Origin of the sequence: Marivivens donghaensis, assembly GCF_030410045.1 — a bacterium.
In the GTDB taxonomy this organism is placed as follows: Bacteria; Pseudomonadota; Alphaproteobacteria; order Rhodobacterales; family Rhodobacteraceae; genus Marivivens; species Marivivens donghaensis.
Genome location: NZ_JAUFRA010000005.1, coordinates 97,905 through 121,683, shown reverse-complemented (window position 1 = coordinate 121,683; position 23,779 = coordinate 97,905). Strand labels below are relative to the sequence as shown.

Below are 23,779 nucleotides of genomic sequence, written 5' to 3'. Positions count from 1 at the left end.
GCGACTCTGGGCGGGTCGGAAACGACGGTATCACAAAATGTCGAAAAAAAACCGCACCGAACGGCGCGGTTTTTGGGTTTTTCAGGGGGCGACCTGCACTTAGCCGCGGCGGCGCGATTTGCGACGCTCTGGGCCGTCACCGTCGGTGCCGTCGGATGCCGACGAGAAACCACCGAGTTTCGACGCGATTTCATCCAAGGTCGGACGGTCGCCACGCGGACGGGTTTCCAGCGCTTCTTTCATGGCGCGAAGGTGCTCTGGCGTGGTGCCACAGCAGCCGCCGATGATGGTCGCACCGCAATCACGTGCCAGTACAGCATAGTCACCCATCAGCGACGGGGTGCCGTCGTAGTGGATGTGGCCGTCGTGGTATTTCGGGATGCCTGCGTTGCCTTTCGCGATGATCGGCGTCTGCGACCCAGTGGCAGCAAAGCCCAGAACGGTGCGCAAGAGGTCAGCCGCGCCAACGCCACAGTTTGCACCAAAGGCAAGCGGCGGGTGGTCGAGTTTGTCGATGACTTTCGCGAGGTCAGCGCTGGTGATACCCATCATTGTGCGGCCAGCGGTGTCAAAGCTCATCGTGCCACACCATGCCATGCCAGCGAGTTTCGCAGCTTCTGCCGCGGCTTTGTATTCCTCAACCGCCGAAATGGTTTCGACCCAGAGAACATCCGCGCCGCCTTCTTTCAGACCTTCGGCTTGTTCGTGGAACATTTCTACGGCGAGCTCGTGGGTCAAGCTGCCCATCGGCGCCATAATCTCACCAGTTGGGCCGACAGAACCAGCGACGATCACAGGACGGCCAGCGGCGTCCGCCACTTCACGACCCAGTTCGGCAGCGATGCGGTTCAGTTCACGAACGCGGCCTTCGGCGCCGTGCAGTTTCAAACGCGACGCGTTGCCACCGAAAGAGTTGGTGAGAAACAGGTCGCTGCCCGCATCTACAGCACCAGCGTAGAGGGCTTTGATCTTTTCAGGATGTTCGACGTTCCACATTTCTGGCGCATCACCAGAGCTGAGGCCCATGTTGAACAGGTTGGTGCCTGTCGCGCCGTCGGCCATCAGCCAGTCGCGTGTTTCGAGCAAGCGGGAAAGTGCATTTGTCATATCGCGAACCATTCGTCAGAGTCGTTTGTCCCCGCATGGCATGACATGGCAGGGTTTTCAAACCTGAATTGTATGCAAAGGACGGGCGCGGTTGATTTTCGCGCCCGTTTTTGTGTCAGACTTCAGTCATCAGTTGATCTTTGGCGACAGCGCGGAGGTCGCTCATTTTGGCGCGAATGGTGGCCTCGTCTGCGAGGTCACCCAGATCGGTCGCGACTTTGCGATAGACGTCTTCGTCGCCAGTTTCCTGAAGATCGGCTTTGACGACCTCCGCAGCATATGCGGCTGCTTCGTCGCCTGATTTCCCCAAAAGCTCTGCCGCCCAAAGCCCCAAAAGCTTGTTTCGTCGGGCTTCAGCCTTGAACTGCATCTCTGCGTCATGGGCGAACTTATCTTCAAAGGCCTTCTCGCGATCGTTAAAAGTGCTCATGGAAACCTTCCTTTGATACGGTGCTCTTCATTCTATGTGGTGGTCCACCTTAGTCAGGACAAGATTTCCCCGTATTGAGCTATCGCAAATTCGCATAGCGGTTTGCGCTTGCAATTCTTGCAGCTTCGGGGGGCTTGCCCTATACGCAGCCCATGACTCACGCTGCGGAAAGCGCAGCCAGACGAGGGGACGTGCATGGCGCGGCGCAAAAAGATCTACGAAGGCAAAGCTAAGATTCTGTATGAAGGCCCAGAACCGGGCACGATTGTTCAGTATTTTAAGGACGATGCCACTGCATTCAACGCAGAGAAAAAGGCTGTCATCGACGGTAAGGGCGTTTTGAACAACCGCCTGTCCGAGTTTTTCATGACCGGCCTTCAAGCTGTAGGGATTCCTACGCACTTTATCAAACGCCTCAATATGCGCGAACAACTGTGCCGTCAGGCAGAGATTGTACCGCTCGAGGTGATTGTGCGTAACTTTGCGGCTGGTTCCATGGCAAAGCGTCTGGGCCTCGAAGAGGGCACCCAACTGCCGCGTCCGATTGTTGAGTTCTCTTATAAAGACGACGCTCTTGGCGATCCGCTGGTTCCCGAAGAATACATCGCAGCGTTTGGCTGGGCGACCCAGCAAGAGCTGGATGAAATCGTTTCGACCGCTCTGCGCGTCAACGATTTCCTTGCAGGCGTAATGCACGGCGTTGGTATCCGTCTGATCGACTTCAAAATCGAATTCGGTCGGGTATGGGAAAATGAATACCCACGTTTGGTGGTTGCTGATGAAATCAGCCCTGACAGCTGCCGTCTGTGGGATGTTGAAACAGGTGCGAAGCTCGACAAAGACGTATTCCGTCGCGATCTGGGCAACCTGACCGATGCCTACACCGAAGTGGCACGTCGTTTGGGGGTTCTGCCCACGAACGTCACCCACACGACCAAGCCAACGATGATTAACTAAGAAGGATATCGCCCGATGAAAGCTCGTGTGCATGTCATGCTGAAAAATGGCGTTCTGGACCCCCAAGGTGAGGCTGTGCGCCACGCTCTGGGTGCGCTTGGTTTTGCCGGCGTCGAAGGTGTCCGCCAAGGTAAAGTGATCGAGCTCGATCTTGCTGATGGGACCACTGAGGCCACCGTCAAAGAGATGTGTGAAAAGCTCCTCGCGAATACCGTTATCGAAAGCTACACTGTGGAGCTGTCCTGATGAAGGCTGCTGTCCTCCAGTTCCCGGGTTCCAACTGCGACCGTGATATGGCGGTCGCGCTGGAAAAGTCTGGCTTCGATGTAACGGTGGTTTGGCACAAAGATGCCAGCCTGCCCAAGGTTGATCTGGTTGCTGTTCCGGGCGGTTTCTCGTTCGGTGACTACCTGCGCTGCGGCGCGATTGCGGCGCAATCGCCCGTGTGTCAGGGGCTTGTCGATCACGTCCACGCTGGTGGATATGCGCTGGGTGTTTGCAACGGTTTTCAGGTTCTGACCGAAACCCGTCTGCTGCCGGGTGCGCTGATGCGCAACGCGGGTCTCAAATTCGTCTGCCGCACTGTCGGCTTGACTGTTGAGACCACCGATAGCGCGTTCACATCGGGCTACACTAAGGGTCAGATCGTCGACATTCCTGTCGCTCACCACGATGGTAACTACTATTGCGACGACGAAACCTTTGCTGCACTTCGTGATCAGGACCGTATCGCGTTCACCTACACAGAGAACGTGAACGGCGCCCGCGAGAATATCGCTGGTGTTCTGTCCGAAAATCGCCGTGTTCTGGGGATGATGCCGCACCCTGAACGTGCCATCGACGCCAACCACGGCGGAACAGATGGACAGGCGCTTTTCCGCTCTATGCTGGACCAGCTGGTCAGCGCCTAATTGAGCCTTCCGTGGGGCGAGCGTAACATCGCCCCATGGGTGCAAAGACCGTGAACCGTGCTGAGAGAGTAAAAATCCGTCGTTGGCTTAATCGGCTGGCGTTCGGTTTTTTCGTCGCAATTGCGATCGCGGTGGTCTATGTCACCAATGTTTTTCTGACAGAGCGTTTTACGGAATCGACCCGTAACAGGGCCGAAGTGCGGATGACGCTCTACGTCGGTAACCTGATTTCCGAACTTCAGCGTAACTCTATCGTGCCTCAACTGCTGGCCCGCGACCCAGAGTTGTTGCGTGCATTGTCGGCAGCGGAATATTCGCTCTCCACCCAACGTCTGTTGTCCTTTGTCGATGAGATCGGCGCGGCGTCTTTGATGCTGTTGGATAAAGACGGACGCACGGTTGCTGCGACTGACAGAAACCGTTTGGGCGAAAACCACCGCAATGCGCCGTATTACATCAATGCGCTGCGATCGAACGCCACGATTTTTACCACGGTGCGCACCGAATCAGGCGGGTTTTCGTTCGTTTACTCGCGCAAGATGGATGACCCGAGCGGCACCTTGGGCGTCATGACTGTTGCCGTCGATTTGCAAAAACTCGAACGCAGTTGGGCGAGCATTTCCGATGCAGTGTTCGTTGCTGATAGTGAGGGGACGATCATCCTCTCTACTGAACCGCGCTGGCGTGGATTGGTGGAAGAGCAAGCCTTAGCCCGCCAATCGCCTGCATCGGCCATTGATCGTGCGTTCGAGGCGACTCGCGATTGGACCGTCGTTCCGATTGACGCCTATTTGCGTGGCGAGGCCGTGTTGCGCCGCGAAACCCGTGTTCCGTTCCAAGGCTGGAAGATGGTGAGTTTCACCACCTATGATTCCGTGCGGGAAAAGGTGAACGGGGTCCTCGCGCTCGAAATCATGGGCTTTGCGATCCTCTTGGCCTTGGCGTTCTGGGTGTCCTCGCGCAAATCCGCGAACCGCGTTGTGTTCTTCCAACGGGAATCGGCGGAATTGCGGGCGTTGAACCTGCGCCTTCAGCGTGAGATTGCAGAACGTCAGAAGGTCGAAAAGACGCTGGAGGTGGCGGAGCAATCACTTGCGCAGTCATCGAAATTGGCAGCTTTGGGGGAAATGTCCGCTGCGGTGAGCCATGAGCTGAACCAACCGCTCGCTGCGATGAAAACATACCTCGCGGGCGCACGATTGTTGTTGCAGCGTAAACGCGCGGACGAGGCACTTTCGTCGTTTGGTCGGATTGACGATCTGATCGACCGCATGGGCGCGATCACCAAACAGCTCAAATCCTATGCGCGCAAAGGCAAAGACGCCTTTGAAGAGGTGGATGTGCGTGACGCGGTGTCGACCGCGCTATCGATGATGGAACCGCAGTTGAAAACGCGTAAGGTCGCGATCACGCGGACCTTGCCATCCGATCCCGCGCTGATCTTTGGGGATCGGCTGCGCCTTGAACAGGTGATCATCAACCTTTTGCGCAACGCGCTCGACGCGACCAAAGGTGTCGATGACCCGTCCGTTGAGGTCACGCTGACGGTCACGGACGCCGTGCGATTGATCGTGCGAGATAACGGGGCAGGGATCGAAGACCTCGATGCCTTGTTCGAACCATTTTACACGACGAAACAGCCGGGTGACGGTGTGGGGCTCGGCCTCGCGATTTCGTCAGGAATTGTGACTGACCTCGGGGGTCGCCTCACCGCGCGTAATGGCGCAAAAGGTGGGGCGGTCTTTGAAATGACCTTGCCGGTCTTGGCCAGTGACGTTGAAGCAGCGGAGTAAACACAGATGACAAAAGCCATGAAAATTGCCGTTGTGGACGATGAAAAGGACATGCGCCAATCCATCAGCCAGTGGTTGGCTTTGTCGGGATTTGACACCGAAACCTACGCCTGTGCCGAAGATGCGCTAAAGGTTCTGACCTCGGATTACCCTGGTATTGTCGTCAGTGACATTAAGATGCCTGGCATGGATGGGATGCAGTTTCTGCGCAAAATCAAAGGTCTGGACAGCACTCTTCCTGTAATCATGATCACGGGCCACGGCGATGTTCCGATGGCGGTGGAGGCGATGCGGATCGGGGCTTATGATTTTCTTGAGAAGCCGTTCAATCCTGATCGGATGACCGAGCTTGCGAAAAAGGCGACCAATGCGCGGCGTGTGACTTTGGACGCACGGATGCTACGCAAAGAACTGTCGGACCCAACATCGCTGATGCAAAAGCTGATCGGCACCTCGCCCGCGATGGAGCGTCTGCGCGAGGATATCCTCGATCTTGGGCAAGCCGATGGGCATGTGTTGATCGAAGGCGAGACAGGCACGGGTAAAACGCTGATTGCTCACGCTCTTCATGCGGTGAGTGCTCGTGCGTCGAAGAAGTTCGTGATCCTGTCCTGTGGCGCCTTTGACGAGGACAGCCTGACCCGCCGTCTGTTTGGTCCTGCGAATGAGGACGAGCCGATCCCAGCGATGGAAGAAGCACGTGGCGGGACCTTGGTCCTCGAAGACATTGAGGCGCTCAGCCCGTCGCATCAGTCGCGTTTGATGACTGCGATCAACGAGCAGGGCACGCCAGCTGAAACACGGATCATCGCGATCTGTAACCTGCAAGAGCAGGATAAAACCTGCGAAAGCGAGTTGCGCTCTGATCTGTTTTACCGTCTGGCCGCGCTGCGCATCACCGTGCCGCCGCTGCGGGCGCGGGGTGAGGACATTCTGTCGATCTTTACGACCTATACGGAACAGTTTGCCGATGAATACGGCTGCGACACGCCGCAAGTGTCGGCGCAAGAGGCAGCACAGTTGTTACAGGCACCTTGGCCGGGGAACGTGCGCCAGTTGACGAATGTTGCAGAACGCGCGGTTCTACAGTCACGCCGCGGGTCGGGCACGATTGCGTCCTTGTTGATGGCGGATAGTGACGAACAGCCGCCGACCATGACGACCGAAGGCAAACCACTGAAAGAATTCGTGGAAGCTTTTGAGCGGATGCTGATCGATAACACGATGCGCCGCCACAAAGGGTCGATCGTGGCGGTGATGGATGAACTGTGCCTGCCGCGTCGTACGCTCAACGAAAAAATGGCAAAATACAACTTACAGCGTTCTGATTACCTGTAATTGGCCTTTGATTTGGCTGGTTAACACATTGACCATTGTATTTTATCCCCAGCCAGTCTTATGTAGTCGTTACGTGATGGCGTCCGCAATGGCGCGGCCGACACCGGAAAGATTCACTGTCTCAGACATAAGGGTCACAGACTCGGTCTCCGACAGATGTGTATTTGGCCCCGAAATGGGTCGATAGGATGCCCTGGCAGCGCGAGTTTATCGGACGCGCCGGGCTTATAACGGGCGCCCGAAAAGGGCGCTGAGGAAGAACCGCGATGCAACGCGCGCTGGACACAGGCAGACGATTGACGGCCCCAAGGGGCCTCTCTGCTTGCCGCGCCCGTTTCGCCCCTGACAGACACGACTACATATCCGCCGCGCCCCCGGGTAGGGCGGCATTGCGTCGTGCAATTGGAAAACATGGCAAAGAAAATGCTCATCGATGCCACCCACGCGGAAGAAACCCGCGTCGTGGTGGTAGACGGCAACAAAGTTGAGGAATTCGACTTTGAAAGTCAGTCAAAACGCCAGCTTGCTGGTAATATTTATCTCGCAAAAGTAACGCGCGTCGAACCGTCGCTTCAGGCGGCTTTTGTCGATTACGGTGGTAATCGGCATGGTTTCCTTGCGTTTTCGGAAATCCATCCGGATTATTATCAGATCCCGGTCGCTGACCGTGAAGCCCTGATCGCCGAAGAGCGCGCATATGCGGAAAGCCTCGCCGCTGAGGACGAAGACGAAGATAAGCCCAAGAAGGTCAACCGCCGCCGTCGGTCGCGGTCGAAACCTGCTGCGGCCAAGTCGGATGATCTGATCGCGACAAAGGACGTTGATGCAGAACCCAAGGGGATGGAGACCATCGATCTGGGTGAGGACGATGACCAAGAGGGCCTGAGCCCGATGGAAACCGTCGCGGAAACCCCTGTCGAAGAGCCCGAGGATGACACGGCTGCTGAGGCTCCTGTTGCCGAAGAGGCTGTCGCTGAGGACACTCAGGACGAGGCTCATGAAGAGGTGTCCGAAGAAACCGCCGAGGACGAAGCAGACGACGAAGACGAGGACGATGCTGATAACAACATCGAGTCCGTAGCGAATGAGGACGACCACGAAGACGTTCGTCCGGCTCGTAAACCGCGCCCCAAACGTTACAAAATTCAAGAAGTGATCAAGGTTCGCCAGATCCTGTTGATCCAAGTCGTAAAAGAAGAACGCGGCAACAAAGGCGCGGCGCTGACGACCTATCTGTCGCTCGCTGGCCGTTACTGTGTGCTCATGCCGAACACGGCGCGTGGCGGTGGCATCAGCCGCAAGATCACCAATGCTGTCGACCGCAAAAAGCTCAAAGAAATCGCGACCGAGATGGATGTGCCAGACGGTGCAGGCCTGATCATTCGCACTGCGGGCTCTCAGCGCACGAAGGCTGAGATCAAGCGTGACTATGAATACCTGCAGCGCCTGTGGGAACAGATCCGCGAACTGACGCTGCAATCGACAGCGCCGGCCAAGATCTACGAAGAAGGCGACCTGATCAAACGCACGATCCGCGACCTCTATTCCAAAGAGATCGATGAGGTGATCGTTGCGGGTGATGCGGGCTATCGCACAGCAAAAGACTTCATGAAAATGATCATGCCGTCGCATTCGAAAAACGTGAAACCCTACAACGACCAGCTGCCGCTCTTTGCGCGCTATCAGGTTGAGGGTTACCTCGCTGGTATGTTCAACCCGACCGTTCAGTTGCCGTCAGGTGGTTATATCGTGATCGGCGTGACCGAAGCTCTGGTGGCGATCGACGTGAACTCTGGCCGCGCGACCAAAGAAGGGTCGATCGAACAGACCGCGCTGAAAACCAACCTTGAAGCGGCGGATGAAGTTGCGCGTCAGATGCGTCTGCGCGACCTTGCTGGTCTGATCGTTATCGACTTTATCGATATGGACGAGCGCAAAAACAACACTGCCGTTGAAAAGCGTCTCAAAGACAAGCTGAAAACCGACCGCGCCCGTATCCAAGTGGGCCGCATCTCTGGCTTTGGTCTGTTGGAAATGTCGCGCCAGCGTCTGCGTCCGGGTATGCTCGAGGCGACGACACAGCCTTGTCCGCATTGCCACGGCACAGGTCTGCTGCGGTCAGATGACAACGTCGCTCTGTCGATCCTGCGTCAGTTGGAAGAAGAGGGCGTTCGTGGTCGTTCCAAAGAGGTTCTGGTCCGCGCACCGATTGCGATTGCAAACTATCTGATGAACCAGAAGCGCGAACACATCGCTGCGATTGAAGCCACCTACGGTATGGCTGTTCGCATCGAATGTGACCCCACGCTGGTTTCGCCTGATTTCGCGATTGAGAAGTTCAAGACCGCAACACGCATCGTTCCCGAGGCCGCACCTGTTGTGTCTGCGTCGAGTGTTGTGATCGACGATCTTGAAGACGATATCGAAGATGCGGAAATCCTCGACGAGGATGAAGCAGATGCGGACGCTTCCGATGCAGAGACAGCAGAGGGCGAAGGTGATGGCGATGATAAGCCGAAGAAACGCCGCCGCCGTCGTCGTCGTCGGAAGAAGCCTGGTCAGGGTGAGGGCGAGCAGTCGTCCGAGTCTGGTGACGAGGCCGAAGGTGGTGACGCGGATGCAGAGGGCGATGCGCCCGAGGCTGAGGCTACCGAGGCTGCGGAACCTGTTGCTGAGGTTGAGGCTGAAGCGCCTGTAGAGGCACCGAAACCGAAACGGACGCGTACGCGCCGCAAACCTGCCGCTGCTGCAGAGACTGCTGAAGGTGAGGCTACTACGACCGAGGCTGAAGCTGCTGAGGCTCCTGCTGAGGAAGCGCCGAAACCGAAACGCACTCGCACCCGTAAGAAACCCGCTGCGAAAGCAGAAGAGGGTGAAGCGGTAGAGGCTGCACCTGCGGAAGAGGCAGAGGAAGCACCGAAGCCGAAACGCGCACCGCGGGCTCGTAAGAAACCCGCTCCAAAGGCTGAGGCTGTTGAAGCACCTGCTGAGGTAGTCGCTGAACCTGTTGCAGAGGCGACGCCTGAGGCACCTGTTGAAGCAGCGATTGAGGTAGCAGCACCTGCACCTGAACCTGTGGCAGCGCCTGAACCTGCTCCGGTGGCGGAACCTGCGCCAGCGCCTGTTGCCCCAGCGGCTGAGGTCGAAGAGCCGAAAGACGATAAACCCAAACGCCGCGGTTGGTGGTCACTGGGTCGCTAAGTTGATCAGGCCGTCCTTCGGGGCGGCCTTTTCTTTCAGCCCTTCGCTAAACTGTGACGATCAGCGCAGGACATCGGGGGTGACGCGCGCTATCTGGCACGGTATCGAAGGGCAAAGATCAAAGGGCCAGACGACATGGGCGAACTACTCTCAACGCAGATTGTGATGGATTCAGGGCTTTTGACGGCCATGGGCGTTGCCCTGTTTGCGGGGCTGCTGTCGTTCCTTAGCCCCTGTGTGCTGCCTGTTGCGGCGCCGTATCTTGCTTATATGGGCGGGGTTACGGTCACTGACATGGATGGGTCCGCATCGGCGCGGGGCAGGGTGATCCTTGCGGCTGTGTTCTTTGTCCTCGGTCTGTCGACGGTCTTTGTGTTCCTTGGCTACGGAATGTCCACGATTGGACGACTTTATTGGTCGGTGATCGAGTGGGTGAACTACGTCGCAGGTGCGCTGGTGATCCTCTTTGGTCTGCATTTCATGGGCGTGTTCCGCATCCCGTTTCTGATGAAAGAAGCGCGGATTGAGGTGAAGGATCAGGGCGGCTCTGCTTTTGGAGCCTATCTCTTGGGCCTCGCTTTTGCCTTTGGTTGGACGCCGTGCCTAGGCCCGATCTTGTCGACAATCCTGACCCTTGCCGCCCAAGAAACCCAAGCCGCCCGTGGCGCGATCCTTCTTGGCACTTATGCAGCGGGGCTAGGCATCCCGTTCCTGCTTATCGCGATTTTCTTCCCGCGGCTCAAAGGGCCGATGGCTTGGATGAAACGCAATATGGGTGTGATTGAAAAGGTTTCGGGCGCGTTGCTGGTCGTGATCGGCCTTCTCCTGCTTACAGGTCGGTTCGCTATTCTGTCGGGTTGGCTGTTGGATACTTTCCCCGTGCTCGGCACTATAGGCTAGGTCTTACTCTCGCCCAAATTCCGCGTTAGGCTGATCGAAACAGTCGCGGAATAGCGCATGACGGAAACGACCCAAAAACAGGTGAAACGTCGTCGGGTGTTTTACATCCCCGGCTACGACCCGATTCATCCGCGCCGCTATCGTGAACTTTACCGCAAAGAAAGCGCCGATCAGGCCCGCGTGTCGGGCTATGAGATCGCGCTCAAACCCAAAACAACGGGTGGTGCCTATGGGTGGCACGTCACAGCGATGATCGACGGGCAGGGCGTGGACGCGGACGTCGATGTACTGGTCTGGTCAGACATCGTGCGCAATTCGATGTCGCAGAGCATTCCCGCGACCTACGGTCAATTGGTGCGCACAGCGTGGGAATATATCGCGACGGGTGCGCTGTTTCGTTTGATGCGCCTTCGCAAGGGTCCCGTGATTGCTGCGCTTTATCCTGTCGGGATGCTCCTGTTGCAATTGGCGGTGGCTATCGGGATCGGCGCGTTATTGGGTAAGGCTGCCGCGTTCGGCGCTAGTTTGATCGGTTTGCCTGAGTGGATCGTGGGGCTGGTAGGTTTGGCCATCGGTGCGGTGAGCGTGGTCCAATGCCTCCAGTTCTTCAAATCCAAAGACGGGAAGCTCTTTGCGTATTACCTCATGCATGACTACGCCTATTCGGCCCGTTGGAAAGGCGCGAACCCGCCGGAGTTAGAAACGCGGATGGCGGAGTTTGGGGACCAGATCGCGGCCGCGTTTGGCGATGGCTACGATGAAGTTCTTGTGGTTGGTCATTCCTCTGGCGCGCACCTCGCCGTGTCGATCCTCTCCGACTTGATCCGTGACGGGCGAGTGCCTGAACAAGGGGCGAAACTGTCGTTCCTCTCGCTTGGTCAAGTCGTCCCGATGGTGAGCTTCCTGCGAGATGCCTGGCGGTTGCGTTCTGATTTGGCCTATCTGTCGACGCGGGATGAATTGACATGGGTGGATGTCACGGCACCGGGGGATGGTTGCGCATTCGCGCTCTGTGATCCTGTTGGGGTCACGGGCGTGGCGCCCGAGGGTCAGAAATGGCCGCTGGTGATATCGGCGGCCTTTACGCAGTCCTTGTCGGCGGAACGGTGGAGCGAACTGCGGTGGCGGTTCTTTCGGCTGCATTTCCAATATCTCTGCGCTTTTGATCGGCCCAAAGACTACGATTATTTCCAGATTACGGCGGGGCCGCTGACGCTCAGCGATCGATATGAGGGACGCCCGCCATCGCGGAGCCGCAAGGTCGCTGCCGCATCTCGTTACAGATCGGTGGCCCCATGATCCCGCCCAAACCCAAGGCCCGTGCTGATAAGGTGTCGCTTTGGCGATATCTCAAACTCTTTCGCGAGGATATCCTGAGCGCGCAGCCCGCACGCCTCTATCGGGCGTGGATGGCAGAGTTTAAGACGCCGTTTTTCCGCAGCTACCTGTGCAATGATCCCGAATTGGTGCGTCAGGTTCTGAAAGAGCGGCCCGATGATTTCCCGAAAAGCGACCGGATTGGTGCGGGACTGCGACCGCTCCTTGGCAACTCGGTGTTTCTGACCAATGGCGAGACGTGGAAACGTCAGCGCCGCATCATTGATCCCGCATTTGAGGGCGGTCGTTTGCGCGACACCTATCCCGCGATGTGGGAGGCGGGCGAGGCCGCTGTCGCGCGCCTTTCGGCTCATGCCGATGGCACCCCGATTGAGATCGAGGCCGAGACGAGCCACGCTGCGGCCGATGTGATATTCCGCACGTTGTTTTCGATCCCGATAGAACATGCGACCGCCTCGGCTGTGTTTTCAGAGTTCAAAGCCCATCAACGCAGCCAACCGATCCTGAACCTCGCGGCGTTTATCCGTGGGCCAAAATGGATGCCGCGGTTCTTTAGCGCGGAAACCAAACGCACGGCAGGCGTCATTCGAAAGCTCATCGGTGATCTGACCACAGAACGTTTGGCTGCGATTGAGGCAGGCACCGCGCCAGATGATTTGGCGACCAAGATCATGACCACCACTGACCCCGAAACGGGAGATCAGTTCGATGTGGACGAGATGATCGATCAGGTCGCGATCTTTTTCCTCGCGGGGCATGAGACGAGTGCCTCTGCCTTGGCGTGGACATTATATCTGATGGCCACCAATCCAGAGTGGCAAGCGCGTGTGGCAGTGGAAGCCGGCGAGCTAAGTTCCGATTTCAGCTCTGTCTCACGTCTGAAACTGTCGCGGGATGTGTTCCGCGAGGCGCTACGCCTCTATCCACCTGTGCCGATGATGGTGCGCGAAACCACCTGTCCCGAAACCTTCCGTGGTCGCGATGTGAAAACGGGTTCGCAGATCGTTTTGTCGCCGTGGCACCTCCATCGGCATGAACGGATCTGGGAACGGCCTGACGAATTTGATCCGACGCGGTGGGGCACTGAGAATGGCAAACAGTGCCAGCGCGACTCTTACATCCCGTTTTCCGCAGGGAGTCGCGTTTGCACGGGCGCGGGCTTTGCCATGGTAGAAGGGCCGATGTTGTTATCGTTGATTCTGCGGAATTTCATCATAGAGCCAGATGAGAATCGTGAACCCGTTCCAGTTGTGCACCTTACGGTTCGGTCATCTCAGGGCATATGGTTGCGTCTGCGAAAACGTGGTTAGAGTATCGCATTATCCGAAAGGCTAATATAAATTTCTGAAATTTTATGTATTTTTGTCAGTAAGTTAATTCGTAAATAACCCTGTGGTTTAGTGGCTATTTGCACTTACAGCTAGCTGGTCAGATTTAAATATATACTAAAGGTCATCGGGGGCTAAGCCGAATGGGTGTCGGTATGGCTATGATTGACTTTTCTACTACTGACGGTGGGCTCCGTCAGTCTTTGGATCGGGTAAAGGGATTGATGCTGCGGGGACGTTTTTCGCATTCGGTCCGTCAAACTCCGCAAGAGGTGCTGCGCGAACGCAAACGTGCACCCTATGCGCAAATCCTCGAATCCGAGCTTCGTGAGTTGCAGGATCTCGCGCGGGTGCGTGCGTCGCTCTACGCGTCGGACTGAAGGCGTTTCAGGATCCAAACGCGGATTGCGGACGCGAGGCCAACGTCGCCACGGGCCTCGTCGATTTCAACGGCAAGTTCGTTGATCGCCTTACCGTCCTCTTTGGCAGCTTTTGTGAAGGCTGCCCAAAACTCAGGTTCGAGAGACACCGATGTGCGGTGTCCCTGAAGTGTCAGAGAATGTTTTTCGGGCCGTGTGGTCATTCGTCCTCGAACTTCTGCTGATCGAGCCGCTGGCGCGCTTTCTCTTCCCGCGCTGCTGTTAACAAACGCTCCGCTTTGGTGCGGCCAAATTTAACAGCATTCGCATCAGCCTGCGCTTTTTCTTCTGCGCGTGACTTTTGTTTGCGGGCTTTGTTTAGGTTGATGATGTCACTCATCTTGCGACTCCGTCAGTTGGAGGTTCGGAGTATCGCAAAGCGTGTATCCCTGCCAAGAGGGAAAGAAAAAGGCCGCCCCGAAGGGCGGCCCGTTTGATTAGCCTTTCGGGCCGATCATGTCTTCTGGACGCACAATCCGATCGAACGTCTCTGCATCAACAAAGCCGAGCGCGATAGCTTCTTCTTTGAGGGTGGTGCCGTTCTTGTGTGCGGTCTTAGCAACCTTGGTTGCGTTGTCGTAACCGATGGTCGGAGCCAGCGCCGTGACGAGCATCAGCGACTCTTTCATCAGTTTGTCGATGCGTGCGACGTTTGCCTGCGTGCCAACAACCATGTTGTCGGTGAAGGCCGAAGCCGCATCACCGAGCAGCTGCATGGACTGCAGAACGTTGTAGGACATCATCGGGTTGTAGACGTTGAGTTCGAAATGACCTTGCGAACCCGCGAAACCAATCGCCGCGTCGTTGCCCATGACGTGTGCGCAAACCATGGTCAGTGCTTCGGCTTGGGTTGGGTTCACTTTACCCGGCATGATCGACGAACCAGGTTCGTTTTCAGGCAGGATCAGCTCGCCCAGACCCGAACGTGGGCCAGAGCCCAATAGACGCATGTCGTTTGCGATCTTGAAGAGCGAACCAGCAACGGTTTTCAAAGCGCCAGAGAACATGACCATCGCGTCGTGTGCTGCCAATGCTTCGAACTTGTTCGGCGCGGTGACGAAGGGCAGGCCAGTGATATTCGCGATTTCTGCAGCGACCTTTTCGGCAAAGCCAACGCGGGTGTTCAGCCCAGTGCCCACAGCGGTGCCGCCCTGTGCCAGTTCGTAAATGTCCGGCAGGCACATCTCAACGCGTTTGATGCCTTGGGCAACCTGATGCGCGTAGCCACCAAATTCCTGACCGAGGGTCAGCGGGGTCGCATCCTGAGTGTGGGTACGGCCAATTTTGATGATGTCTTTGAATTCTTCCGACTTTGCAGCCAGAGCAGCGTGCAGCTTACGCAGGCCCGGAAGCAGAACGTCGCGTGTGTGCATGCCGATTGCGACGTGCATTGCGGTCGGGAAGGTGTCGTTCGACGACTGACCCATGTTGCAGTGGTCGTTCGGGTGAACGGGCGATTTCGATGCCAGCTGACCGCCGAGGATTTCAATAGCGCGGTTCGAGATCACTTCGTTCGCGTTCATGTTCGACTGTGTGCCAGAGCCAGTCTGCCAAACAACGAGCGGGAAGTTGTCGTCGAATTTTCCTTCGATGACTTCGGTCGCGGCTTCTTGGATCGCTTTGGACAGGGTTGCGTCCAGATCGCCAAAGCCTTCGTTGACGATTGCCGCAGCTTTTTTGATCACGCCGAGTGCGCGGATCACCGGCACGGGCTGACGTTCCCAACCAATTGGGAAGTTCATGATCGAACGCTGGGTCTGTGCGCCCCAGTATTTGTCTGCGGGGACTTCAAGCGGGCCGAAGCTGTCGGTTTCGGTGCGGGTTGCGGTCATCTGGACTCTCCCTGTTACGACTTGGGGCTTGTCATACCCCATGCGCACAGGAAATCAATGCAGTATACCGATGCATACCGCGATGTTATCGCTATCAAGGGTAACGAATTGCCGCAGCTTACTTGCGGAATTGGTCCAGACTGACGACTTCGGCCTCTTTGCGGGGCTTCGGCTCTTCTTCGGCCATTTCGACCATCGGCGCTTCGTCGTCGTCATCCTCGTCGTCGAAATCGTCTTCTTGGGTTTCAAACCGAAGCCCGAATTCAACGGATGGGTCCACAAAGGTGCGGATCGCATCGTAGGGGATGTAGATGGGTTCTGGATTATCACCAAAGTTCAGCGTGACGCTGAACCCTTCGTCGGTGACGGTCAGGGCGTCAAACCAATGTTCCAACACGATAGTCATTTCGCCCGGATACCGATCCGACAGCCAATCGGCCAGTTCGACATCGGGGTGCATCGTGTCAAAGGTGATAAAGAAGTGGTGCTGTCCGGGCAGACCTTCGTCCGCGACGCGGGCCAATACTTTTTGAATGAGGCCACGCATAGCCTCGTGCATAAGATTGCCGTAGTCGATCTTCTGGCTCACGGTCGTTCCTTTCGCCCTGTTACCCCCAACATACGGGATTCGGAGCGGGATAAAAGAGGGATAGTCACGTTGCCGCTATGACAAATTGCACTAGCCAACTAGCGCCGCCCGTGAGGCCAAGCACCATTGGCAAACCGTAGGATTTGCGAAGCAGCAAAAATCCCGCAAAGAGCGCAAGGCCTAGGGCATTTGGGTCGAGTGATGCAGCCTTGGGCAGGATGAAATGGGCTGGGCCAAAGGTGATGGTTTGCGCCGAGCCAAAGAATAAATGCAGCGCGAACCAGACGGACAAGTTGGTAATAACGCCGACAACAGAGGCTGTTACGCCAGCGAGCGCCGCAGACAATCGAGGGCGCGAGGCGAGCCAGTCGATGAGCGGTGCCCCAGCAAAAATCCATATGAAGCAGGGTACAAACGTAACCCAGAGCGCCATTAACCCTGCCGCGACACCCGATAGCCCCGCGTTGGTGCCAGCAACGATGGCCACGAACTCGGTCACAAGGATCAGTGGGCCGGGTGTGGTTTCAGCAAGCCCCAAGGCATCCATCATTTGATCAGTCGAAAGCCAACCGTAATTCGCGACGACATCTTGGGTCATATAGGCCAGAACGGCATAGGCCCCGCCAAAGGTGACAACGGCGAGTTTGGAAAAGAACACGCCGATGTCGCGCAGCAGGCCGTCACCCACCAATAGGATCGGAAGGCCCCAGAGGATGCCTCCGATCATGATGACCATGAGTGGAGTGCGCCAGTTGACGGAGACCTTGGGTGCTGCGTCTGATGTTGTGCAGAACGCACCGCCAACCAAAGCGGCTACGGCGATCACGAACGGAAAGGGCAGGGCGAAGATGTAGAGGCAGACGAAAGCCCCCAAAGCCAATAGCCAATGCACCTTGAGTTTCAGTGCTTTCTTGGACAGACGAAGGATGGCTTGGATCACGATCACGACGATCGTGGCTTTGACGCCGAGAAACACCGCCTGAACCCAGTTCAACGCACCGAATTGGCCGTAGAGCAGCGCCAGCGCCATGATCACAATCGCACCCGGTAGGACAAAGAGCCCGCCGCCGATCAATCCACCGATGATGCCGCGTTGTTTCCAGCCTGCATAAGTGGCGAGCTGCATTGCTTCGGGACCAGGGAGGAGCATGCAAAAGGACAAGGCGCGGAGGAATTCTGTTTCCGACAGCCAAGGGCGTTCTTCGACCAGTTCACGGTGCATTAGGGCGATCTGCGCCGCGGGGCCACCAAAGGACAAAAGGCCAATGCGGCCAAAGATGCGGATAAGGTCAGAGAGCTGGGTCATGGGCGCAATTGGCCATTGTTTTATGCCCATTGCAATTCATTCCAACGGCTGTCTCTAAATCTTCATCCACTACAACTTTTCGTTTCAATGTCGTTATTTATAGGTATCCTGAGAAGAGACTATCATAAGGGGTCACGGGATGGAAAAACTGTTAGGGGCCGTTGCGATCCTCGTGTTGTCTGTTTTGGGCTACATGGGCGCTAAATCATTAGGTCTCTTTGGTAATCCCGACCGACAGGCAGTTGAGTTGCAATTGGCGCTTATTGATCAGGCAAAGCAGCTTGAGGCCGAAGGATATTTGCCGTGGGACTCCACCGATATTGTGGCGTCGACACGTGTGACGGGTATGAAGCTGTCCGTTGAAATTACGCATATCGCCCCATCAGACAGCATGGTGCAGGCAACGGTCTGCAATTACCGCCGTATGCGTTTGTTGATCCAAAGCGGCGCGACCATCGAGTTTATCTGGAAGCTAGAGCCGAACGGCACTGTCATGGCGGTTTCAACGGTCAATAAATGCTAGGGATGAAGTGGAGGTTTCTGTTGCCAGGTACCTCCGAACCCCGCCTGAGGCTGCTAGGCGTCAGGACTTAATTTCGGCGACCCGAACTGCTTACGCAGCCAGAGCCATTGCCGGAGCACGATTGTCATTTGCAATTGTACAGTTTGAACCGATAACGGTGGTATCTCACCGAGACAAAGCATAACCCCTTTAGACGTTCGTCGATCCTATTTCGACCCCATGATCCCCAAATGAAGGATGTTTGGTGGAGTCGCCGGGTACCGCCCCCGGGTCCGATCCGCTTATTACGAGCGCGTTTATGTCCATAGTCCCCGAAGAGACATCTTGAATATAGGCGCGACCTTTGGCGAACTCAAGTGGCTTCGCGCAAAAGGTCAGGATGAACGGGTTGCGTTTGACGGCGCGGCGCGTGCCGCTATCCTCAAGTGATACACATGAGGGAGAGAGCATGTTCAAGGCATTGATCGTCGACAAGGATGAAGCGGGTACTACCAGTGCATCGGTTCAGGATATCAGCACCGACCGTTTGCCAGAAGGCAATGTGACGGTCGCGGTGGAGTATTCGAGTGTGAACTACAAAGATGGGCTGTGCCTTGGGTCAGGGGGCGGTCTTGTTCGGAATTATCCGCATGTGCCCGGTATCGATTACGCTGGCACGGTCGAAGCTTCTGAAGATCCGCGCTATGCGGTGGGCGATAAGGTCGTTCTGACGGGCTGGCGCGTGGGCGAGGTACATTGGGGTGGTTATGCGCAAAAGGCGCGGGTCAATGGCGATTGGCTAGTGCCGCTGCCTGAGGGGTTAAGCACCCGACAGTCGATGGCGGTTGGGACCGCAGGGTTTACCGCAATGCTTGCCATCATGGCGCTTGAGGATCACGGTCTAACCCCTCAAAAAGGCGAAGTTTTGGTCACGGGCGCTGCGGGTGGCGTCGGGTCTGTTGCGACGGCGATTTTGGCGCATTTAGGGTATCAAGTGGCTGCCGTGACGGGGCGTCCAGAGACCGAAGGATACCTGCGCGAACTCGGTGCGACCCGTATCGTCGCCCGCGAAGACATCGCTGAAACGGTCAAGCGTCCGCTTGAGGCGGAAACGTGGGCTGGCTGCGTTGACGCTGTTGGTGGCGCGATGTTGGCCCGTGTGTTGGGGCAAATGAAATATGGTGCAAGCGTTGCGGCGGTTGGTCTGGCAGGTGGTGCCGCCTTGCCCGCGACCGTTGTTCCGTTCTTGCTGCGGGGGGTGAACCTCTTGGGCATCGACAGCGTGATGCAACCTTACGAAAACCGCGTTCGAGCATGGCAGAGGATCGCAACTGATCTGCCGATGGACAAGCTTGAAGCGATGGTTCAGCCCGCAACCCTGACTGATCTCCCGAAATTGGGGGGCGATATCCTAAAGGGGCAAGTCAAAGGGCGTGTTGTCGTTGATGTAAACGCTTGACCTTTAATGACGGGCGCTAGTTTCGCTGCAATCGTTAAATAGGACTATGCATGACCGACCAGCGCCCGATCCTCCTTTGGTTCCGCCGTGATTTGCGCCTTGCCGACCACGAAGCACTCACCGCGGCTTGTGCGACGGGGCGTCCGATTATTCCTGTCTTCATTTGCGATGACATTGTGGACGGAACAGGTGCAGCGCCAAAGATGCGTTGGGGGCAATCTGTTGGGGCTTTGGCGGATCAGCTTGATGAGATCGGGAGCCGCTTGATCCTGCGCCGTGGGGCCGCTTTGGACGTTCTTCAGCAATTGATCGCAGAGACGGGCGCTGGGGCGGTCTATTGGTCGCGTCTTTACGATCCCGCCTGCAAAGCGCGGGATACGGCGATCAAATCGACGCTAAAGGATCAGGGCATCGATGCGCAGAGTTTCGCGGGCCATCTGTTGTTCGAACCATGGACAGTTTCGACAAAGGATGGCGGGTATTACCGCGTCTATTCGCCAATGTGGAAAGCCGTTCGGGATCGGCCTGTTGCTCCGTGTCTGCCCGCGCCAGAAACCATTCCCACACCAGAGGTTTGGCCCGCGTCGGATCGACTGGAGGATTGGAACCTCAGTGCCGCGATGCGTGGTGGCGCAGATGTTGTGACCGCCCATCAAGCGATCGGTGAAAAGGCGGCTGCCGCGCGGTTGGATGATTTCATCGAACATCGGATCGATGATTACAAAGCCAATCGGGATTTTCCGGCGGTCGAGGCGACCTCACGCCTGTCCGAAAACCTCACCTATGGCGAAATCGCGCCTCGGGCTCTGTGGCACGCTGGGTGGCGGGCGATGGAGGGCGGTGCAGCGGGAGCCGAGCATTTCTTAAAGGAAGTCGTCTGGCGTGAATTTGCATATCACTTGCTTCATCACACGCCTCATATTCTCGATTCGAATTGGCGGCCTGAATGGGATGCGTTCCCGTGGAATACGGATGAGGACACACCCGAGGTTGTCGCATGGAAACAGGGGCGGACAGGCGAGCCATTCGTCGATGCCGCGATGCGCGAAATGTATGTCACGGGCACGATGCATAATCGGTCTCGCATGATTGTGGCGTCCTATTTGACGAAACATTTGATGACCCACTGGGAGGTCGGGTTAAAGTGGTTCGAGGATTGCCTTACCGATTGGGACCCTGCGGCGAATGCGATGGGATGGCAATGGACGGCAGGGTCGGGTCCAGATGCGGCACCCTATTTCCGTATCTTTAACCCCGAAACCCAGCTTGAGAAGTTCGATGGGGATCGCATTTACCGCAAACGCTGGATCGCGGAACGTTACGCCACGCCGACTGAAACGGCTCTGAGCTATTTTGATGCCGTCCCGCTAAGTTGGGGGCTGACACCTAATATGGACTACCCTGAACGAGTTGTTTCTTTAGAAGCGGGACGAGCGCGAGCGTTGGATGCATATTCTGCACGCGAAAAATAATCCACTCTGGTCAGATGTGCGTAACCCTACATAAGATAACAAATAATTCGGGCGAAGTTCCGTTGAAATGGGGAAATAAATGATACTGACCAGCACCAAAGGGCAATCCAATCTTCCGCGCTATTTTGGTCCGGTCTTCGACATCCTGTGCAATATTCCGCGTGGTCGGATCGATATCGAGCTCCCTGATGGCCGCGTGTTTCGTGCCGAAGGCAAATCTGCTGGCTATGTCACAGCGATCACCATTCACAACAAGGATATCTTTGCGCGTCTGATCCGCGAGGGCGACCTTGGGTTTATGGAATCCTATATGGAGGGATGGTGGGATACGCCTGACCTGATGACCTTTATGGATTTCGTACACGACGCTGAAGATGAGGTATTTGACGGGTTCCCTGGTCAGGGTTTGGTGCGCGCCTATGAAAAACTGAGGTTTTGGCTGCAGTCGAATTCGAAACGACAGGCCAAAAAGAACATCAGTTATCATTATGATTTAGGTAACGATTTCTATGGCTTATGGCTCGATGATACGATGACGTATTCGTCGGCTTATTTCAAAACGGGTCAAGAAAGCCTCGAAGCGGCGCAAATTCAGAAATACGCGGCGATGGTTGACGCAATGGGCGTCAGCGCTGGTGATCATGTGCTCGAAATCGGCTGTGGATGGGGCGGTTTCGCCGAATACGCGGCAAAGGAACGTGGTCTGCACGTAACGGGCCTTACCATCAGTAAGGAGCAGTTGAACTACGCGCGTGAGCGTATTGAAAAGGCAGGACTTTCTGATCGCGTCACGCTAAAGATGCAGGACTATCGCGATGAGACGGGCACCTATGATGGCATCGCGAGCATTGAGATGTTTGAAGCGGTCGGTGAGAAATACTGGCCCGTTTATTTCGAAACGGTTCGCAAATGTCTGAAACCGGGGGCAAAGGCGACGCTGCAGATCATCACTGTGCAGGATCGTCGGTTTGAGGTTTATCGCAAGGGCGTTGATTTCATTCAGAAATACATTTTCCCCGGTGGGATGCTGCCGAGCCCCTCTGTACTGCGTAAAGAGGTTGAAAAGTCTGGTATGACCGTCGACGGCTCAATCGAATTTGGCGAAAGCTATAGCCAAACTCTGCGGCGCTGGTCGGATGTGTTCAATGACCGATGGGACCAGATCGCGGCGTTGGGGTTCGATGATCGTTTTCGGCGAATGTGGAATTTGTATCTCTCCTCTTGCGCGGGAACATTCCATAGCGGAAACTGCGACGTGACCCAGATAACGGTGTCGCGCCCGACCTGAGCGCGTGAGTAGGCACCGATGTTCAAAAGGACCGGTGTCTATGCCCACTTTTGCAAAACTCTTTGGCGCAGTTGGATTTGCAGCGCTCTTTATTGGGGCGTCTTTCCTGATGGTGCCACTGTTCCCGTTCGGCCTGACGCCTTGGTATTTCACAGAGTTCAATGGCGGGATCGCCTTGATCCTCGGTTGGCGGATCGCGGGTGGTCGTGCAGGTTTGGGCACAATGAGCGGGATCAGCAACGGTATTACGGCACTTGTAGCGATCGTGTTTTGCACCCTAGCGCTGCACGGGTTCACCCAGATGCTGCTACGGTCGGCGGAGTTGCGGTACAATGGTTTGATGCAGGCGATGATGTCGGGGATCGGGATTTCCTTTGATCTCGCCGTGGTACTGGCAAAGCCGACAGTCATTGCGGTTCTGTTGGCTGGATCGATTTTGATTGGGATCGTGACTGAATTTGTCGCTGATAAAATGGATTCCTGATGGATTTGTTTGTGTTCGGGTCGCTCCGCGATCCACGGTTGTTCCACCTGATCGCGGGCGAGGGTGGCACACCGACTGAAACGGTCTTGCCTGATTACCGCGTTGAACGGGTCGCAGGCGCGACGGTGCCGATGTTGGTGCCTGCCGTGGGTGAACTGGCTAAAGGTGTGCTTTGGCGTGGGTTGTCCGAGGCGCAGATGGAGCGTCTGGATGCTTATGAACTGCCCTGGGATTACAGCCGTGGGTCGGTCGTGATCGACGGGATCGAAACGGGCGTGTATTTTGCGGACCTTCCTAATGTCACCAGTGGCGAGCTTTGGTCGTTAGAGACTTGGGAACGGGAAGATGGCGATGTGTCGCGAATGGCCGCTGCAGAAATCGCGCTTCATTCACCGCCGCTCAGTGGTGAGGCGCTTCGTCAGCAATGGAAGCCCATACGGGCAAGGGCGGCGGCTCATGTGCGGGCAGGGCGCGAAACAGGACCGAACGAAGTGCGTCGCACAGCGGGGCAAGCGGCAATTGTGAAGAACCGCGTGCTGTCTGGAGACTTTTACAAATTCCGTGGTGTGGACCTCGAGCGCGAGACGTTTAACGGCGTGATTGCGGAACCTATGGCACGGGAAACGACGGTCGGTTTCGATGCGTCGCTGGTTTTGCCGTATGATCCTGTGCGTGATCGGGTGCTTTTGACGGAACAGTTCCGCACAGGTCCGTTTTTCCGCAGAGACGGGAATCCGTGGATGCTAGAGCCAGTCGCGGGCATCGTAGACGACTACGAAACACCCGAGGACGCAGCACGCCGCGAAGCCGTCGAAGAAGCGGGTTTGACCATTGGCGAACTGCTCCCTGTGGCGAATGCTTACCCAACCCCAGGGAATTGCACGGAATTTTTCTACTGCTACATCGGCATTTGCGATTTGCCCGATGATTTACCGCGTTTGGGCGGGCTAGACACAGAGGCGGAAGATATTCGCCTTCACCTTCTGGATCGCGAACGGGCGTTGGGTTTGGTGGACAGCGGCGAAATCACAGTTCTGCCTTTGATCATGATGTTATACTGGCTTGACCGAAACCGCTCTGCGATGACTGCACTGGCTTGAGTTATCGGCGCGTCGCCCCTACACA

General features: G+C 56.4%; 23 protein-coding genes and 1 other RNA gene. 16 read left to right on the top strand and 8 right to left on the bottom strand.

Features of this window, described 5'->3' with window-relative positions:
• Window positions 1–99: 99 nt before the first annotated feature.
• Both bmt and QWY83_RS06155 read right to left on the bottom strand, forming a co-directional pair.
• Complete coding sequence (gene bmt / locus QWY83_RS06160; RefSeq protein ID WP_249945635.1) at window positions 100–1,107, bottom strand: betaine--homocysteine S-methyltransferase; 1,008 nt, start codon at window positions 1,105–1,107, stop codon at window positions 100–102.
• Between the two features lie 115 nt (window positions 1,108–1,222).
• Window positions 1,223–1,537 (bottom strand): DUF1476 domain-containing protein, encoded by a 315-nt coding sequence (locus QWY83_RS06155; RefSeq protein WP_249945636.1) that lies wholly within the window; start codon window positions 1,535–1,537, stop codon window positions 1,223–1,225.
• A gap of 195 nt (window positions 1,538–1,732) precedes the next feature.
• Here QWY83_RS06155 and purC point away from each other — a divergent pair, with 195 nt between their 5' ends.
• The 10 genes from purC to QWY83_RS06105 all read left to right on the top strand — a co-directional run bounded on the left by purC (window position 1,733) and on the right by QWY83_RS06105 (window position 13,683).
• The gene (purC, locus tag QWY83_RS06150; protein WP_067545383.1) at window positions 1,733–2,494 is read left to right on the top strand and encodes a phosphoribosylaminoimidazolesuccinocarboxamide synthase; all 762 of its coding nucleotides are present in this window, start codon (window positions 1,733–1,735) and stop codon (window positions 2,492–2,494) included.
• A gap of 15 nt (window positions 2,495–2,509) precedes the next feature.
• Complete coding sequence (gene purS / locus QWY83_RS06145) at window positions 2,510–2,740, top strand: phosphoribosylformylglycinamidine synthase subunit PurS (protein ID WP_067545380.1); 231 nt, start codon at window positions 2,510–2,512, stop codon at window positions 2,738–2,740.
• The gene (gene purQ / locus QWY83_RS06140) at window positions 2,740–3,405 is read left to right on the top strand and encodes a phosphoribosylformylglycinamidine synthase subunit PurQ (RefSeq protein ID WP_249945637.1); all 666 of its coding nucleotides are present in this window, start codon (window positions 2,740–2,742) and stop codon (window positions 3,403–3,405) included. Before purS ends, purQ begins: the two co-directional genes overlap by 1 nt.
• 35 nt (window positions 3,406–3,440) lie before the next feature.
• Window positions 3,441–5,198 (top strand): sensor histidine kinase, encoded by a 1,758-nt coding sequence (locus QWY83_RS06135; protein ID WP_249945638.1) that lies wholly within the window; start codon window positions 3,441–3,443, stop codon window positions 5,196–5,198.
• 6 nt (window positions 5,199–5,204) lie between these two features.
• Window positions 5,205–6,536 (top strand): sigma-54-dependent transcriptional regulator, encoded by a 1,332-nt coding sequence (locus QWY83_RS06130; protein ID WP_249945639.1) that lies wholly within the window; start codon window positions 5,205–5,207, stop codon window positions 6,534–6,536.
• Window positions 6,537–6,947: 411 nt separating this feature from the next.
• Window positions 6,948–9,737 carry an Rne/Rng family ribonuclease gene (locus QWY83_RS06125; protein WP_249945640.1) on the top strand — a complete coding sequence of 930 codons (2,790 nt, stop codon included), beginning with the start codon at window positions 6,948–6,950 and terminating at the stop codon, window positions 9,735–9,737.
• A gap of 135 nt (window positions 9,738–9,872) precedes the next feature.
• Window positions 9,873–10,637: a cytochrome c biogenesis CcdA family protein gene (locus QWY83_RS06120; protein WP_249945641.1), complete on the top strand. Its 765-nt coding sequence runs from the start codon at window positions 9,873–9,875 to the stop codon at window positions 10,635–10,637.
• Window positions 10,638–10,694: 57 nt separating this feature from the next.
• A complete protein-coding gene (locus QWY83_RS06115; RefSeq protein WP_249945642.1) occupies window positions 10,695–11,936 on the top strand; it encodes a hypothetical protein in 1,242 nt (413 codons plus the stop codon).
• The gene (locus QWY83_RS06110) at window positions 11,933–13,285 is read left to right on the top strand and encodes a cytochrome P450 (protein ID WP_249945643.1); all 1,353 of its coding nucleotides are present in this window, start codon (window positions 11,933–11,935) and stop codon (window positions 13,283–13,285) included. The genes QWY83_RS06115 and QWY83_RS06110 overlap by 4 nt, the downstream gene beginning before the upstream one ends.
• A 173-nt stretch (window positions 13,286–13,458) precedes the next feature.
• A complete protein-coding gene (locus QWY83_RS06105) occupies window positions 13,459–13,683 on the top strand; it encodes a hypothetical protein (RefSeq protein WP_249945644.1) in 225 nt (74 codons plus the stop codon).
• Here QWY83_RS06105 and QWY83_RS06100 read toward each other — a convergent pair.
• From QWY83_RS06100 to chrA, 5 genes are all read right to left on the bottom strand, one after another.
• On the bottom strand, window positions 13,668–13,886 hold the full coding sequence (locus QWY83_RS06100; protein WP_067545352.1) for a ribbon-helix-helix domain-containing protein: 219 nt from the start codon (window positions 13,884–13,886) through the stop codon (window positions 13,668–13,670). The genes QWY83_RS06105 and QWY83_RS06100 overlap by 16 nt on opposite strands.
• Complete coding sequence (locus QWY83_RS06095; protein ID WP_105234980.1) at window positions 13,883–14,062, bottom strand: DUF4169 family protein; 180 nt, start codon at window positions 14,060–14,062, stop codon at window positions 13,883–13,885. The genes QWY83_RS06100 and QWY83_RS06095 overlap by 4 nt, the downstream gene beginning before the upstream one ends.
• Window positions 14,063–14,159: 97 nt before the next feature.
• Window positions 14,160–15,554 carry a class II fumarate hydratase gene (fumC, locus tag QWY83_RS06090; RefSeq protein WP_249945645.1) on the bottom strand — a complete coding sequence of 465 codons (1,395 nt, stop codon included), beginning with the start codon at window positions 15,552–15,554 and terminating at the stop codon, window positions 14,160–14,162.
• Window positions 15,555–15,672: 118 nt separating this feature from the next.
• On the bottom strand, window positions 15,673–16,143 hold the full coding sequence (locus QWY83_RS06085; RefSeq protein WP_197498061.1) for an SspB family protein: 471 nt from the start codon (window positions 16,141–16,143) through the stop codon (window positions 15,673–15,675).
• Window positions 16,144–16,207: 64 nt separating this feature from the next.
• On the bottom strand, window positions 16,208–17,449 hold the full coding sequence (gene chrA / locus QWY83_RS06080) for a chromate efflux transporter (protein WP_249945646.1): 1,242 nt from the start codon (window positions 17,447–17,449) through the stop codon (window positions 16,208–16,210).
• Window positions 17,450–17,588: 139 nt separating this feature from the next.
• On the opposite strand from chrA, the gene QWY83_RS06075 reads away from it, so the two are divergent.
• Window positions 17,589–17,972, top strand: coding sequence for a hypothetical protein (locus QWY83_RS06075; RefSeq protein WP_249945647.1), 384 nt, complete (start codon window positions 17,589–17,591; stop codon window positions 17,970–17,972).
• 6 nt (window positions 17,973–17,978) lie between these two features.
• On the opposite strand, the gene ssrA is transcribed toward QWY83_RS06075, so the two are convergent.
• Window positions 17,979–18,332: a transfer-messenger RNA gene (ssrA, locus tag QWY83_RS06070) on the bottom strand.
• Window positions 18,333–18,420: 88 nt separating this feature from the next.
• Here ssrA and acuI point away from each other — a divergent pair.
• The 5 genes from acuI to QWY83_RS06045 all read left to right on the top strand — a co-directional run bounded on the left by acuI (window position 18,421) and on the right by QWY83_RS06045 (window position 23,754).
• Window positions 18,421–19,410, top strand: a complete 990-nt coding sequence (gene acuI / locus QWY83_RS06065; RefSeq protein WP_249945648.1) for an acryloyl-CoA reductase — start codon at window positions 18,421–18,423, stop codon at window positions 19,408–19,410.
• A 50-nt stretch (window positions 19,411–19,460) separates the two neighbouring features.
• The gene (locus QWY83_RS06060; RefSeq protein WP_249945649.1) at window positions 19,461–20,882 is read left to right on the top strand and encodes a cryptochrome/photolyase family protein; all 1,422 of its coding nucleotides are present in this window, start codon (window positions 19,461–19,463) and stop codon (window positions 20,880–20,882) included.
• A 79-nt stretch (window positions 20,883–20,961) separates the two neighbouring features.
• A complete protein-coding gene (locus QWY83_RS06055) occupies window positions 20,962–22,170 on the top strand; it encodes an SAM-dependent methyltransferase (protein ID WP_249945650.1) in 1,209 nt (402 codons plus the stop codon).
• A gap of 40 nt (window positions 22,171–22,210) precedes the next feature.
• The gene (locus QWY83_RS06050) at window positions 22,211–22,654 is read left to right on the top strand and encodes a TrgA family protein (protein WP_249945651.1); all 444 of its coding nucleotides are present in this window, start codon (window positions 22,211–22,213) and stop codon (window positions 22,652–22,654) included.
• The gene (locus QWY83_RS06045) at window positions 22,654–23,754 is read left to right on the top strand and encodes an NUDIX domain-containing protein (RefSeq protein ID WP_249945652.1); all 1,101 of its coding nucleotides are present in this window, start codon (window positions 22,654–22,656) and stop codon (window positions 23,752–23,754) included. Before QWY83_RS06050 ends, QWY83_RS06045 begins: the two co-directional genes overlap by 1 nt.
• The last annotated feature ends 25 nt before the right edge of the window (window positions 23,755–23,779 follow it).